The 13,339-nt window shown below is 49.2% G+C and carries 15 protein-coding genes; 7 read left to right on the forward strand and 8 right to left on the reverse strand.

Annotated elements, in window-relative coordinates; translation table 11 throughout:
- Positions 1–196, reverse strand: a 196-nt coding sequence (locus JWJ90_RS07590; RefSeq protein ID WP_205226608.1) for a transposase, incomplete at its 3' end; no start/stop codon positions are given.
- A 112-nt stretch (positions 197–308) separates the two neighbouring features.
- Here JWJ90_RS07590 and JWJ90_RS07595 point away from each other — a divergent pair.
- A complete protein-coding gene (locus JWJ90_RS07595; RefSeq protein WP_205226609.1) occupies positions 309–1,496 on the forward strand; it encodes a pyridoxal phosphate-dependent aminotransferase in 1,188 nt (395 codons plus the stop codon).
- A 559-nt stretch (positions 1,497–2,055) separates the two neighbouring features.
- Here JWJ90_RS07595 and glmM read toward each other — a convergent pair.
- From glmM to cdaA, 3 genes are read right to left on the reverse strand one after another with little or no spacing between them, the layout of a single operon-like run.
- Positions 2,056–3,408: a phosphoglucosamine mutase gene (gene glmM / locus JWJ90_RS07600; RefSeq protein ID WP_205226610.1), complete on the reverse strand. Its 1,353-nt coding sequence runs from the start codon at positions 3,406–3,408 to the stop codon at positions 2,056–2,058.
- Between the two features lie 51 nt (positions 3,409–3,459).
- Positions 3,460–4,380 carry a CdaR family protein gene (locus JWJ90_RS07605; protein WP_205226611.1) on the reverse strand — a complete coding sequence of 307 codons (921 nt, stop codon included), beginning with the start codon at positions 4,378–4,380 and terminating at the stop codon, positions 3,460–3,462.
- Positions 4,373–5,176, reverse strand: coding sequence for a diadenylate cyclase CdaA (gene cdaA / locus JWJ90_RS07610; protein ID WP_205226612.1), 804 nt, complete (start codon positions 5,174–5,176; stop codon positions 4,373–4,375). The genes JWJ90_RS07605 and cdaA overlap by 8 nt, the downstream gene beginning before the upstream one ends.
- A 160-nt stretch (positions 5,177–5,336) precedes the next feature.
- Here cdaA and JWJ90_RS07615 point away from each other — a divergent pair, with 160 nt between their 5' ends.
- Together JWJ90_RS07615 and JWJ90_RS07620 are read left to right on the forward strand one after the other, a co-directional pair.
- A complete protein-coding gene (locus JWJ90_RS07615) occupies positions 5,337–5,939 on the forward strand; it encodes a nitroreductase family protein (protein WP_205226613.1) in 603 nt (200 codons plus the stop codon).
- Positions 5,936–6,355 (forward strand): PGPGW domain-containing protein, encoded by a 420-nt coding sequence (locus tag JWJ90_RS07620; RefSeq protein ID WP_240194817.1) that lies wholly within the window; start codon positions 5,936–5,938, stop codon positions 6,353–6,355. The genes JWJ90_RS07615 and JWJ90_RS07620 overlap by 4 nt, the downstream gene beginning before the upstream one ends.
- Before the next feature lie 32 nt (positions 6,356–6,387).
- Here the strand turns inward: JWJ90_RS07620 and JWJ90_RS07625 are convergent, their stop codons facing one another.
- Positions 6,388–6,990, reverse strand: a complete 603-nt coding sequence (locus tag JWJ90_RS07625; RefSeq protein WP_205226614.1) for a PEP-CTERM sorting domain-containing protein — start codon at positions 6,988–6,990, stop codon at positions 6,388–6,390.
- A gap of 345 nt (positions 6,991–7,335) precedes the next feature.
- Between JWJ90_RS07625 and JWJ90_RS07630 the strand changes: the two genes are divergently transcribed.
- Complete coding sequence (locus tag JWJ90_RS07630) at positions 7,336–7,605, forward strand: CopG family ribbon-helix-helix protein (protein ID WP_205226615.1); 270 nt, start codon at positions 7,336–7,338, stop codon at positions 7,603–7,605.
- Entirely contained in the window at positions 7,605–7,880 is a 276-nt protein-coding gene (locus JWJ90_RS07635) for a type II toxin-antitoxin system RelE/ParE family toxin (RefSeq protein WP_205226616.1), read from the forward strand. The genes JWJ90_RS07630 and JWJ90_RS07635 overlap by 1 nt, the downstream gene beginning before the upstream one ends.
- A gap of 131 nt (positions 7,881–8,011) precedes the next feature.
- Here the strand turns inward: JWJ90_RS07635 and JWJ90_RS07640 are convergent, their stop codons facing one another.
- From JWJ90_RS07640 to JWJ90_RS23905, 3 genes are all read right to left on the reverse strand, one after another.
- Positions 8,012–8,704: a transposase gene (locus JWJ90_RS07640; RefSeq protein WP_205226617.1), complete on the reverse strand. Its 693-nt coding sequence runs from the start codon at positions 8,702–8,704 to the stop codon at positions 8,012–8,014.
- A 341-nt stretch (positions 8,705–9,045) separates the two neighbouring features.
- Positions 9,046–9,786: a DUF4114 domain-containing protein gene (locus tag JWJ90_RS07645; protein WP_205226618.1), complete on the reverse strand. Its 741-nt coding sequence runs from the start codon at positions 9,784–9,786 to the stop codon at positions 9,046–9,048.
- Between the two features lie 277 nt (positions 9,787–10,063).
- The gene (locus tag JWJ90_RS23905; RefSeq protein ID WP_420828899.1) at positions 10,064–10,600 is read right to left on the reverse strand and encodes a PilZ domain-containing protein; all 537 of its coding nucleotides are present in this window, start codon (positions 10,598–10,600) and stop codon (positions 10,064–10,066) included.
- 160 nt (positions 10,601–10,760) lie between these two features.
- On the opposite strand from JWJ90_RS23905, the gene JWJ90_RS07655 reads away from it, so the two are divergent.
- Entirely contained in the window at positions 10,761–11,291 is a 531-nt protein-coding gene (locus tag JWJ90_RS07655; protein WP_205226620.1) for a shikimate kinase, read from the forward strand.
- A 138-nt stretch (positions 11,292–11,429) separates the two neighbouring features.
- Positions 11,430–13,178: an ARMT1-like domain-containing protein gene (locus JWJ90_RS07660; RefSeq protein WP_205226621.1), complete on the forward strand. Its 1,749-nt coding sequence runs from the start codon at positions 11,430–11,432 to the stop codon at positions 13,176–13,178.
- Positions 13,179–13,339 lie beyond the last annotated feature (161 nt).

The raw sequence follows: 13,339 nt of genomic DNA on the forward strand, positions 1-13,339 counted from the left end.
ATGTGACGCAGGTTTGATGATGACAGTGGCTACACTGGTAGGAATTTCTTGATGTTATGAAACTGTATTCTCTACTCGAACATTCAGGGCAAACGAAGCCATCGGGCCACCTTGTTTTGATCAGGGCATCGATACATGCATCTTCGGATCCAAATTTGGTCTGCCATTCCAAAAGAGACATTTGCGGCATTTTCATGACAAGACCTCCAGTTTTTGATTAACCTTTTGATCTTGCAACTAATATAAGCATTTACTGAGAATTGTTCAGAGCCATATAAATTTAAATCATTCCAAAAATGAGGCATGCTATGAGCGGTGTAGCCAAGAAGATGCAGACTTTTGCGGAAAAATCCTCCTGGATTCGCAAAATGTTTGAGGAAGGCGCGAGAATGAAAGCAGAATTCGGCGCAGACAATGTCTTTGATTTCAGCATTGGTAACCCTGATGTGCCTCCGCCAGCCAAGTTTTATTCGGTCCTGCGTGAGTTGGCCCAGGATGAGCAGCCTGGAATTCATGGCTATATGCCCAATGCAGGATACCCCCAAACCCGTGAGGCGCTGGCTAAACGTTTAGGTGGCGAGCAGGGGGTGACATTTGATATCAACGATATCCTCATGACCTGCGGTGCTGCCGGTGGTCTGAACGTTATTTTCAAGGCGTTGCTGAACCCTGGCGATGAGGTCATGATTTTAGCGCCGTACTTTGTTGAGTATAATTTCTACATCGATAATCACGGCGGCGTACCCAAGGTTGTGAACACTGATGAGGACTTTAATCTTGACTTGGGGGCCATTGAGGCGGGCCTGAGCGAGAAGACCAAGGTTGTCCTGATTAATAACCCCAACAACCCCACGGGACAGGTCTACTCCTCCGAGTCTCTCCAGGCGCTTGGCAAGTTACTGGATAAGGCTGGGGAAAAATTCGGAACTTCCATCTATATGGTCTCTGACGAGCCCTACCGTAATATCGTCTTTGATGGCACTGTGGTGCCGCCGCTGATGAACACGACCACCAATGCGATCATCGCCTCATCGTATTCAAAAGAACTTTCCTTACCTGGTGAGCGGATCGGTTATCTGGCGGTGCATCCTGACATGGCGGATAAAAACGAGGTGCTTGGAGCGCTGACATTGGCTAATCGAATCCTTGGTTTCGTTAACGCCCCGGCTCTGATGCAGCGGGCGGTTGCGCAGTTGCAGGACGTCTCGGCTGACAACGCCATTTATGCCCGTCGTTTGGAAATTTTCTGCAAGGTGCTTGATGAGGCGGGCATGAGCTATGTGCGTCCCAAGGGGGCCTTTTATCTTTTTCCCAAAACGCCCATTGATGATGTCGAGTTTTGTAAGATCCTCTCAGAAAATAAGATCTTAGCGGTTCCTGGCCGCGGTTTTGGCATGGCCGGATACATTCGGTTGGCCTTCTGTGTTGATGAGAAGGTGATTGCCGGCTCGGCAGAGGCCTTCAAGAAAGCAATGGCGCAGGCTACTGGCAAGTAACTTTTCCTGAGCCCAATTTCCCAGCTGTGTAGGGTGGGCACGTAGTTTGTGCCCACCGGAATTCTGCCCTCTTGCAAGGAACTCAGTATTGTTTGCTCATTTGGGTCTCCTCGCCGGAGGGGCATCCTTTTCTTTGCTTGCCAAAAGAAAAGGACGAAAAGAAAGGGCAGCCACGCCGCTGAGACTACCCCGATCGGCAAGCTTTGAATCCGGCGAGGCCAGAACTCGCTGCGCTCAAACAGCTGGCCTCTTCTTCCGGATTCAAACCTCACCGCCCGGCTCAGCGCCGACGGCACCTATCTTCCCAGAATGAGGTGGTTGCGTTTAGTTATTCAGTAGCTGGGAGCGCGTTTTGCTATTTACCATCTCGAATTCCTATCAGGTAGCCGTATAGGGTAGGCACGTTGTTTGTGGCCACCAGAATTCTGCCCGACTTGTACGCTTTTGTTTCCCACTGAGAAGCCTGCAGCAAACCGAATTGTAGGAGCGGGCCATGCCCGCGACAACAATCTGCCCCTTTTATTTCACCTTGGCCTCTCTCTGAGGGCTGAAAATACACTCACCCTCGATCCACCTTGCGAATCACCTCGCAGAGTTCGTTGGCAATGGTGTTGATCTCCTGTTCATCCTCTCCTTCAGTCATAACACGAATGACCGGTTCGGTCCCGGAGGGGCGAACCAGAATTCGCCCGCGTGTTCCCAAGGAAGCTTCAGCCTTTGCCAGGGCTTCAGGAAAACCCGGAATCAGCTCCGGTTCTATTTTGCTGGCCATGCGCACGTTCTTGAGTACCTGGGGAAAGGTGGTCATGATGGTGGCCAGTTCTGAAAGCGGCTTTTTGCGCTTGATCATGATGGCAAGGAGCTGCAGGCCCGCCAGGATGCCATCGCCTGTGGTGTTATGATCAAGAAAGACCAAATGGCCAGACTGCTCGCCACCAAAGTTATAGCCCTTGGTCCGCATGGCCTCAACCACATAGCGATCTCCCACCTGGGTACGAATCATCTGTCCGCCCATGGCCTGCATGGCCTGCTCAAGCCCCATGTTCGACATGACCGTGGCGACCAGGGTTTTTTTCTTGAGTTTGCGCCGGGCCATGAGTTCGCTGGCACAGATGGCCATGATATGATCGCCATCCACGATTGCGCCATGTTCGTCGCAGACGATTAAACGGTCGCCATCACCATCCAGGGCAAGGCCGATATCCGCTCCCAATTGTTTGACCTTTTCGGCCATCACCTCCGGGTGCAGCGCGCCGCACTCGTGGTTGATGTTCTTGCCATCCGGGTCCGCGCCAATGACCGTCACCTTGGCCCCAAGTTCGGTAAAAACGTGAGGGGCCACCTTGTAGGTAGCTCCGTGGGCGCAGTCGAGCACGATATGAAAGTCATCGAGCACATAATTTTTGGGAAAGGTGTTCTTGAGGTAGACAATATAGCGGCCTGCTGCATCTTCAATGCGTGAGGCCTTGCCAATCTCATCAGCCACCGGGCGCAGGGCTGCCATCTTTTGCGAAAAGATCAGGTCTTCAATATCCGCTTCCTGCTCATCCGGGAGCTTGTAGCCGTCAGCCGAGAATATTTTGATACCGTTATCCTGAAAGGGGTTATGCGAGGCAGAGATCACCACACCGGCATCAGCCCGCATGGAGGTGGTAATAAAGGCAATCCCCGGTGTTGGCAAAGGGCCGACGATCTGGACATTGACGCCCATGGAGCAAATACCGGCCGCCAAAGCATTTTCAATCATATAGCCGGAAAGACGGGTGTCTTTGCCAATAACAATCGTATTCCCCTTGACCTGGTTTTTGACGATAAAGGCGATGGCCCGGCCAATCTGCATCGCTATCTCAGAGGTCATGGGATAAATGTTGGCGACCCCGCGTACTCCGTCGGTTCCAAAGAGTTTTTTCATGAGTTTTTTTTAGGTGTTCTATTAAAAAGAGTCTGTGGTTAAATGGTTGTGTTACTTTTTGATTTTCACCTTCTCCGGGCTTACGCTGTGAATAACAATAGGCGTGTGCCCCGGCAGGTTAATGGCATGCACATGCACTTCGGCCTCGGCGGCCCCTTCTTTGAGCGGGAGAATCGTTGCCCGTAGAAGCAGGGACAGTTCCGGGGTTTCCTGGACAACCTGCTTGGGAATATCAGCTTCCACCGTTACGCGTGAGGGGGTAAAGCTGAAGGTGCTGTTGTTGGGCTTTTTGACCATTACCTTTTTTATAGTCTGCCGGACCAGCTTTTCCTGGAGGGCGACGTTGACCTCAATGACAGTTTCGCCAATGAGTTTGACCAGCGATTCGTTCAAATCAAGATGCACCTGAAGGGTGGAGGAGTGATCTAGTCCCGAGAGGTCAATAGGGGAGGTGCGCAATCCCTGCTTTTTGTCCAGAGTAGTTTTGGGGCCGGTTACGGTTATGGCCGGAGGTTTAAGGCTGAGGCTTGCAAGGGTGAAATCGTCCGAAATCTTCCCGAATGTAACCGGCTCAATGGTGAACTCTTTTTGAATGAGTTGGTCGATGAGTAAGGTGATGGTGGCTGGTTGCACTCGCTGCACGCTGATCCCCTGGGGCAGGGGGATCGACTCGGCTTCGTTTTGAATGACCATAGCACCGGGCTTGGCCTGGCCGAGATCTATGGGCAGTGAAATATTTTGCTGGCGCATTTCCTGAATCAGGCGCCTGGGGCCACTGATGGCAAGCTCGATATCCTTCTTATACTGATTGGCAATGACCAAGTCGGTTGGCAGGTTGCGCATCTCAAGAGGCATGGTAACGATGAGATCGACCCGATCCTCTCCCACCACAAAATACCAGAGGCTGGCACCAATGATGAGCGAGAGCAGCTTGAGTAGCCAGTCCTGTGACAGTGCTTTCACATCAGGCATGGAGTTGGCTCCTCTTGCTTAATATGCGCGCTAACAGAGGTTGCTTCATCGGGTGGGTACAGAGGCTGCTCAGGGTTTGAGTTAAATCTTTTTCATCATGAAAGCTGGTGATCTCCCCCTCTTGCACCAGTGAAATTTCCTGAGTCTCCTCGGAGACAACAATAATTACGGCATCAGTTTCCTCTGAAAGACCAAGGGCTGCACGGTGCCGCGTGCCATAGCGTTTGTTGATGGCAGGGTTGCGAGATAGGGGCAGCAGGCACCCTGCAGAGTGAATTTTTCCCTTACTGATAATAACTGCCCCGTCATGCATGGGCGAGGCCGGGAGGAAGATGGCCATGAGCAGTTCTGCCTTCAGCAGGGCGTCAAGTCGGTGCCCGCTATCGAGGTAGTCGCGTAAGCCGTTGTCGCGCTCTATCACCAGGAGCGCGCCAATACGTCGTCTGGCCATGAAGGTCGCGGCTCGAATGAGTTCTTCCACCTCTCGGTCGCCCACCTTGCCGGGCGCATGAAAGGGGCTTCTCCCCATCTGGGTGAGGGCACGACGAATATCTGTCTGAAAGAGAATGACAATGACAACAAGGATGGACCCGAGAAAGGTCTTTAAAAGCCAGTGCAAAGTCTGCAGTTCAAACTTGCCTGAGAGATAATAGATGATAATGATAAGTGCGATGCCAACTAACATCTGCACGGCTCGGGTGCCGCGAATGAGCAGCATGATCCGGTAGATGATAAAAGAAACGATGAGGATATCGAAAATATCCAGCATCCGCATGGACTGGAGAGCATCAAGCATGGCGAATTATTCGATCGAGAAAGTTTTTTATTGCTTAAATATGTATCATGGCAGGGAAAAGCAAACAAGGGAAAGAGCGTTGTGCTGCAAGGTAATCTTTGTTGCTTTATCCCTCTGCCAAAATCAACAATTGAAAAATTCACAATGAGGGGATGAAAAAATGATAGATGAACTTGTCCGCAAGACTCGAACCGTCCGGCGGTTCCAGGAAGAAAAAAACATTGACCCTGATCTGCTGACCATGCTCATAGATATGGCACGCCTCGGCGGTTCAGCGCGTAACGCCCAGTCACTCAAATACATGGTGATAATGGAAAAAAAGACGCGAGACGAGCTCTTTCCGTTGCTCGCCTGGGCTGGGTACCTGCCCCATTGGCCCGGACCTGAAGCTGGTGAGCGACCTGCTGCCTATGTTGTTTGTCTGTTAGATACCAAGCTCCAAAAAGGACCTGAAACGGAAGCCCATTTTGACTTGGGGATTGCTACCCAGAATATGCTGCTTGCTGCAGCGGAACAGGGCATTTGTGGCTGTCGAATTGGCGCATTCTCAGGAGAAAAGGTAGGAAAGCTCTTCAACCTGCCTGGGCAATATACACCTCTGCTCGTCGTGGCCCTGGGCTATCCGGCAGAAGAGGTTGTGATCGAAGAAATCGGTGCGGAGGGCGATATTCGCTACTGGCATGATGAACAGGGGGGGCATCATGTCCCCAAGCGAAAACTTGAGGACATCGTGCTGGTTGCGTCCGCATTTCAGGAAAAATGATGGTGAATCCCGGATTGCTGGAACTGCTTGGCTTGTTTTCGCTGGTTACCTTTGTCGGGAGTTTGCTCGTCGTTCCCTGGGTGATAGGACGAATGCCAGCAGATTATTTTGTGAATCACTGGAGACAGGTCGATCAAAGCCACACACGGCATCCAGTCGTTGCTCTCGTGAGCTTTGTCCTGCGCAATGTTTTTGGCTTTTTGCTCTTTCTGGCAGGATTTGCCATGCTCTTTTTGCCGGGACAAGGGCTGCTCACTATGTTGATCGGTGTTTGCTTGTTGAATTTTCCTGGAAAACGGACATTGCTTAATAAGATAGTGCAGAACCCATCCGTTCAGAGGGGGCTGAACTGGATACGTCGAAAACAGGGGAAAGAGCTTTTTTTGTTTGTCGTAGCGATTGATCGGGGGAGGTGATGTACCTCCCCCAAAGTCAGTTGTGTGGAGTTTTACCGTTGGCGCCGAAACAATCCTGCCAGCCCACAGAGCCCAAATCCAAAGAGAAACATGGTCGCAGGTTCAGGAACAGGGAGAACGGCGACCGTGTCAATGTCAATCCCGTCTCTTGTCGTTCCTGTTGGCTGAGTGGAGGTATCAACGACTGCCAAATAGGTCCAGATTCCTTCCGGTAAATCCAAAGTGATGGTTGGCCCATCCTGGTTGCTGATGTCGGCGACTTTTGCCCAGTCGGAAAGATTAGAGAAGTCAATAGAGCCTGAGGCTCCTGTTGAATAGCTTTGCGATACGTACACGGTGGCGTTTTCAACATAATGGGAGATGTCGCTCCCCCAGGTTACCTCGGTAAGAGATGCCGTGTCTGTAAAATCAATGCCAAAGGAGAAAACGGCGTACCCGCCAAGTCCAAGACTTAAAAAATCCTTAGTTGAATCGCCAAGCGCGTTGTTTGGGTTATAGCGATCTGCCGTCCCGACATTTGTCCCTTTGGTCCACTCCACATTGGTTGCATATACATACGACGATGCCAAAGAGAGCGTAGGCGCTGCCATGATGATGGCTGCTGCCAATACACTTTTTATAAGTTGTTTTTTCATTATTCCTTCCAAAATTTATTGTGAATCGAAAACGTAATTCGATCTTCATTTTACGACACAGTTGTGTTGCTGCGAAGTAAAAAGTAGTGGTTTTCGGAAAAATGTAAATCAGGAAAACGAAATTTCGGAATAAAAAGCGTGGGATTGGGGGGATGAGCTGAAATCGAACGCGAGAAATGGGGTGAGAAATTGGGGAGCAAACCAGAATGGCTAAAACTAGCCTCATTCGGGGCAGGCTTCAATTTAAACCTAAGGAAAAATTGACGAAATCATAATTAATCACTATGATTAAAAAATAATAATAAATTGAGTGGTGCTTCATAACTAGCTTTGAGGGAGGAGGAAATGGCTCAAGCGAAAACAAAAGTGCTCACCGCACATGTTCCCTTGCAGATAGCCGAAAAGGTGGATCAGATGGCTTTGCGACTTGAGCGATCTCGAGGTTGGATTATAAAGCAAGCGCTCTTGGATTGGATCGATCAAGAGGAAGAGCGAAACCGATTAACCAGAGAAGCTCTGGTTGATGTTGATGCCGGTCGAGTGATTGATCATAAGGCTGTTCAGGCCTGGGCTGATAGCCTTGATGCAGAAACTCCCTTGGATCCACCTTGCTGATGGAATTAAAATGGACCAGTAAGGCTCTTTCCGATTTAGTAAGGCTTTATGAATTTTTGAGTTTGTCGAATAAGACTGCTGCGGCTCGCGTAATCCAAATGCTCACTGCAGCTCCAGCGAAATTGCTGCTGTCTCCACGCATTGGTGAAAAGATAGACGTTTTCGATTCTCGAGAAATTCGCCGAATCCTTGTTGGCCAGTATGAAATTCGCTATGAAATTCAGCAATCGACAATCTATGTGCTCAGGCTTTGGCATACTCGGGAAAAACGTTAGCCGGAAAGGAGGTTGGGAAACGAAATGTGAGGGGATAGGGTAATTGGTTTGGAGTTTGAAATCGTGGACTGCCCCTTATTTCAATTTTGATTTTAGGGAAATTGTGCAGGGGGACAATTTATTTTTTTTGCTTATTTCCTTTCTTTCCTGGGCCTACCAGCTTTTCCAGGTGTAACCCTTTTGCCCAGTACCTTTGCAATCTGTTCGTTGAACCGATTCGAGCCCAAGGCGAAGTTCCCGTTTGTTGCCCTTCTAATTTCCTCCAGCACACCTGGATCAAGTTCATATCGAAACAGTTCACGATATGCCTGTTGCCGTATTTCCGTATTTTCGCCCAAAGCTTGATACACAGTGTGCGGCGTTATGATTTCATTCTTCTCCCCCAATCCATTAGTCTGAAAGCTTGACCAAGGATATTCACTTGGCGTGCTGACCATTTGAGCCCGGACAGGGTTCATCTCTATGTATCGCTGGCAGAGAAGTAAATAATTGTCTTCTTCCGTTACGCAGGATCGAAAACGCCCTTCCCAGAGGGTTCCGGTTCGTTGGTACGTTCTGTTGATGTATTGAACGTAACGTTGCCCAAGTCGTTTCATCAAAAGTCCTGCACTTGTTGCCTCTTGAGGGGTGAGCAGTAAGTGAACGTGGTTGGTCATCAAGACATAGGCGTGGACCAGGCATCCAGTGTCCTTGCTGTATTCCTTGAGCCAGTCGAGGTAAAAGAGGTAATCGTCGTCAGCGAAGAAGCATGCCTGCCGGTTGTTGCCGCGCTGAATGATGTGGAGAGGAATTCCTGGCGTGATGATACGTGGTCTTCTTGGCATGTTGGAACTTTAGCACCAAGAAGAAAGAGAGGGAAGGGGAAAATGTGGTCTGACCCCTATTTATTACACCCCATAAAAACAGGGCATTACGGGATAACGGGAAGTGCTGCGCCATTCTGGTCTGACCCCAATAAATTTCAATTAATTTTACCCCAATTACCCCAATTAATTTTTGCTATTTATTTCTTCTAGCGCCATTTTGGTTTGTCTCCCATTTCATCAAGCCGCGATGGCCGCACAGTGAAATGGACCATCCAACGAGTGAATGGTCCATTAAGTCTGATGGGGGAGGCTGTCGTCTGACCCCAATTTTACAATTTGCTTTTCTGTACTTCTAACTCTTAAGCAGTTTTTCTTTTACGCGCAACTGCTGCAAGACCGAGTAAACCCGATCCAAAAAGGAGCATAGTTGTAGGCTCGGGAATAGGCTCTACGGATTCTACCATCAGTACCATATCTGCAAAGTCTTGGTCTCCGCCATTGTACAAATCTTCCCAGGCGAGAATGAATTCGTTATCGGTCCAGGTCCCTGGCTGGTACAAACCAATTTGGACTGTATCCGTATCAGTGCCTTGATATGCATACATATGATCAAAAGCGTCATCATTTAAGGATGTGTCACTATAATATGTGTAGCCAGCACCGCTTGTGAGATAATAACCAAAAGTACCACTGGAAAGGTCAATGGCAGAATCAGTGCCATTGAGAAGAACACTGCCGTCGAGAAGGATAGAAAGGGTTATTATTGAACCCGTTGAGGCCGATCCACCAAACAGTTCTACATTGTTGTTAGTGTCATTCGCATCATAAATACCAAATGAATTGGTATTGGCATATCCAGCTAACTCAATAATCATAGTGGCCACACTGCCGCCAGAAGCTGTAACATTCCAGTAGGAGTCGGTGTTATCACTCAGGTAATCAGTTGTTACGTCTGTACTGCTGTCCCCTACATTTGGGGCAACAGTTATGCCATCTAAAACGCCTTGTAAAGTACTGCCTGGAGTTGCTAATGCGCTACCAGAAAATAAGCCTATACCTGCTACTGCGATCAATGCACTTTTCAATAATTGCTTTTTCATTTGTCCCCTCCTGAAGGTCGCTTGAATGAAATTTTGTAATCAAATAGCTTGCAACTGTTTATGCATCATGTGTGCCATCTTGGCAAAAAGAGGGCGTTTGGTTTGTTGTTAAAAAATAATTTTATGAGTATTATTGAGATGTTGCGAGAATGTGTGAGGCGTTGCTATAGATACTCAGCTGTGATGAGGCCTAAAAAAGGATGAGCTATTTCGGAAAAAATCGGATTTTTTAAACAAAAAAATGTAACCTTCTTTCAGGAGTATGAAATAACAAAAATTACCCCAATATTTCAACCCCACAGCCAAACAATCCAGTGTTTCCAAGCCCTCGGGACCAAACCACCCGTCCCTGTCCCTTGCCTAATCCAAACTCATTTTCCTCTTCTACGGAAAAAAGAACCACAGTGTCGGGTGTTATGCGACGCCTGCTTGTAAAACAGAGCCCTTGTCGACTAATATCAAGAGTATAGCTTTCTTCCTGTCGCTTAATGGCAGGGTGCTCCTGGCCGCCGATTACGGAAAAACGAAAAATACTATGTTGGGGTACCCGAATTGAGCGTCGCCGGTTGGTTACAGGCGTGTCTAAGGGGGGGGGCTCAGGCTGAGGTGCGAGGCGTTGAAAGTGATCGCAGGAACTGAAGTGGGGGCTGGTGCAATACGCTATCAGATGGGCTTTTGTAGGCAAAAAAAGGCCTTCTTTCACCAGGGTACAGGATTTTTCCTTACCAGACCAATAGGGGCACTCACAGGTGGAGGCCTGTGAGTTTCGCGAACATTGTCGTCCTATCTTACTGGAAGGAATAGTGTTTTGCATAAAAATTAACACTGCAATTATTGATCCTCTGGACAGAGGTTTATTGCGGAATTTTGCTGTTGCATGGGCCTAGGCAACTTTGTTTGCCGCAATCGCGTGCAATTTTTTCTGGGTTCGAGTATTGCTCCTTCCAAAAAAACGGAGCACAGTGGAGAAAAATATGACCCCAAATATCCTTCTTGTCGGTTTCATGGGCGTTGGCAAAGGCCGAACCGCCCGTGCCTTGGCCGCTGAAACCGGCCTGTTCGCCGTTGATACCGACGATCTGATCGAATCCTACGTCAAACAGAAGATTCGCACCATCTTCGCCCAGCAAGGAGAACCGGCTTTCCGGAAAATTGAACAAAAAACCGGATTTTGGCTGGAGAAGCAGGTGCAGGGAACCATCATTTCTACGGGTGGTGGCTTTTTCATGGTGGAAAATCTGAACCGGATTGGCAAGGTGGTCTATCTCCATTCCAGCTTGGATGGCATTATCGCCACCATAATGCGGCATCCCAATGCGGAGAAAAAGATTAAGAAACGCCCTCTGCTCCAGGATATGGACAAGGCGCAAGCGCTTTACGAGACACGCTTGCCGCTGTACCGGAATAAGGCAGATTTTGAAGTGAATGTGGAAGGGCGGAAAACCTCGGAAATTGTCGCCGAAATTGCCTCGTTGCTCACCAAAGATGGCGTAATTCAAAGGTAAAAACAAAACGTGAACGGGATTTCTTCCTTGCGTTTCCTCTAGTCTTCCGGCAGATTGTGAAGTCCACCTTCTAAATGCAATGTTCTTTCCAGCAAAACTCAGCTGGAAACCGTTTTGTTTACAACCTGAGAATCCCTCATGAGTGAGTATACCCGCTATGTCAAAGGCCAGGACCCGGACCGGGATGCCTGGCTGACCAACTTTTTTACGGAAAACCACCTGGCCTATGAGGCCTACCCCGATATCGTCGCCTCTCCGGAGCAGCTCAAGTTTATTGTCCATCTGGAAGATGAGCATGTCTACTATCCCTGCTCCGATAAGCTCTTCCAGGCCATTATTGATAAGCGTGCGGATACGGTCTTGATCTCGGCCTATGTGGGCATTTGGACCCGGCTGGAAAAACTGGTTAAGGAGGTCGTGACCGACCCGTATAAGCAGAGTTATTTGCTCAGTCTGCTCACAATTAAGTATAGCCACGAAACCACGCATAAGGTTCAACTGCCAGGGCGAATAGAAAAGCGCCTTTTAGGGATATTTACGACAATCTCCGAGATCGACCGGCCTCTGGCCGTAGAACGTGAGCGGGAAAATAAGCGGGTCGCTGAATTCCTCCAATCCGAGAATTTTGAAAAAACGTTCAATTCTCCGGAAGGGCTGGAGATCGGTGCCGAGACGACCCTTACGGATATCGACCTGCAGTTGCATCTGCTCCGCCTCAAACGTTTACTGCTGCTTTCAGCTATGCGCCCTATCTGGCGTCAGGAAGAGCCTCCCGGTATTGACACCATCTGTGAGGTCATAAACAAACCCCTTGTAACACCTGAGTGGCAGTGGCTCTGTACCTGGTTGCGGGAAGTGGTCTCCGGAGAGCGGCGCCCATGCATCCTCTGGGTAGGTGGACGCTCCGGTGAGATTGTCTTTGATATGGCTATCCTGCGAATTCTCATGAAGATGGGGATCAAGGTTATCCTGGCAGTCAAACAAAACTTTTATTACCACCGGGTTTCTTTTGTCGATCTTCTTGAAGATCCCACCCTGGATAGTCTGCTTGAGGATGCCGACCTGATCGGTGATCCCAAAATTTCCAAGAACGAACTTTTGCGTCGTTTGGACAGCGATAATCGTTTGCTCGTTATCTCCGATGGGACCCGTGAGCCCTTTAACCCGCTCTTGACCTCAGTGACCTATGCCCGCGCCTTCAAAGAGGCGGATCTTGTGGTGTATCGTAATCCTGGGGGTCGCGAAAATATTACCAATCATTTTGAATTCACCCGCGATATTCTTTCCATCGTTCCCGGTGATGACGGTGAGATCGACATGCTTTTCAAGCCCCATCATCCGCGGGCTATTCGCTTCTCCCGTGCGCAGCTGCGGCGGATGGCCGATGATCTGATCAGCATGGTGGTTCGTGAGAAGGCTCAGGGCAAAACCATCATGTTTTATTCGGCTATTGTCGGATCGATTCCCGGACAGTTGATCACCGCCAAGGAGATCCTCAATGTTTTTGTCGAGCATCTCCGGGCCTCGCTGGGGGATGTGGTCATTATTAATCCGGGGGAGCATTTTGTCGAGGGTATGGATGCGGATGATATCATGTATATGTGGGAAATATTCCAGCGTTCGGGCCACATTGATATCTGGCGTTTTCAAAGCGTGGATGATATTGTCAAATCCTTTGAGTTGCTCGGCAAAAAGGTCCCACCGGAGTGGACCGGCAAGGATGCCACCTATTCCACAGGCTGCACCAAAGAGATGGAAATCGCCATGCAGATGCAGAAGCTCTATCCTGAAATGCAGCTCATGGGGCCGCCCTATGAGAAGTTCCAGCGCCGGAAGGAATACGGAGTCGGGAAATTGTATGACCGTACCTTGGCTGGCAGCGAATAAATTTTTTTATTTTTGACTTCAGCGCGGATTGGCTGAATGATCAGACTAAACTCTTTAACTGATACGTATTCCCCGTAGGGTGGGCAGAGGTCGTTTTCTGCCCACCGTCAGCGTTCCATGAGATTTTACCTGAAGCCGTGAGCAGTCATCAGTGCGTTAGT

The sequence above is a fragment of the Desulfobulbus rhabdoformis genome (genome assembly GCF_016919065.1).
GTDB classification, from domain to species: Bacteria; Desulfobacterota; Desulfobulbia; order Desulfobulbales; family Desulfobulbaceae; genus Desulfobulbus; species Desulfobulbus rhabdoformis.

What these genes read in the sequence shown, in the direction of transcription:
- JWJ90_RS07595 (WP_205226609.1), top strand. Translation starts at nt 309, where the DNA reads ATGAGCGGTGTAGCCAAGAAGATGCAGACTTTTGCGGAAAAATCCTCC.
- glmM (WP_205226610.1), bottom strand. Translation starts at nt 3,408, where the DNA reads ATGAAAAAACTCTTTGGAACCGACGGAGTACGCGGGGTCGCCAACATT.
- JWJ90_RS07605 (WP_205226611.1), bottom strand. Translation starts at nt 4,380, where the DNA reads ATGCCTGATGTGAAAGCACTGTCACAGGACTGGCTACTCAAGCTGCTC.
- cdaA (WP_205226612.1), bottom strand. Translation starts at nt 5,176, where the DNA reads ATGCTTGATGCTCTCCAGTCCATGCGGATGCTGGATATTTTCGATATC.
- JWJ90_RS07615 (WP_205226613.1), top strand. Translation starts at nt 5,337, where the DNA reads ATGATAGATGAACTTGTCCGCAAGACTCGAACCGTCCGGCGGTTCCAG.
- JWJ90_RS07620 (WP_240194817.1), top strand. Translation starts at nt 5,936, where the DNA reads ATGATGGTGAATCCCGGATTGCTGGAACTGCTTGGCTTGTTTTCGCTG.
- JWJ90_RS07625 (WP_205226614.1), bottom strand. Translation starts at nt 6,990, where the DNA reads ATGAAAAAACAACTTATAAAAAGTGTATTGGCAGCAGCCATCATCATG.
- JWJ90_RS07630 (WP_205226615.1), top strand. Translation starts at nt 7,336, where the DNA reads ATGGCTCAAGCGAAAACAAAAGTGCTCACCGCACATGTTCCCTTGCAG.
- JWJ90_RS07635 (WP_205226616.1), top strand. Translation starts at nt 7,605, where the DNA reads ATGGAATTAAAATGGACCAGTAAGGCTCTTTCCGATTTAGTAAGGCTT.
- JWJ90_RS07640 (WP_205226617.1), bottom strand. Translation starts at nt 8,704, where the DNA reads ATGCCAAGAAGACCACGTATCATCACGCCAGGAATTCCTCTCCACATC.
- JWJ90_RS07645 (WP_205226618.1), bottom strand. Translation starts at nt 9,786, where the DNA reads ATGAAAAAGCAATTATTGAAAAGTGCATTGATCGCAGTAGCAGGTATA.
- JWJ90_RS23905 (WP_420828899.1), bottom strand. Translation starts at nt 10,600, where the DNA reads ATGCAAAACACTATTCCTTCCAGTAAGATAGGACGACAATGTTCGCGA.
- JWJ90_RS07655 (WP_205226620.1), top strand. Translation starts at nt 10,761, where the DNA reads ATGACCCCAAATATCCTTCTTGTCGGTTTCATGGGCGTTGGCAAAGGC.
- JWJ90_RS07660 (WP_205226621.1), top strand. Translation starts at nt 11,430, where the DNA reads ATGAGTGAGTATACCCGCTATGTCAAAGGCCAGGACCCGGACCGGGAT.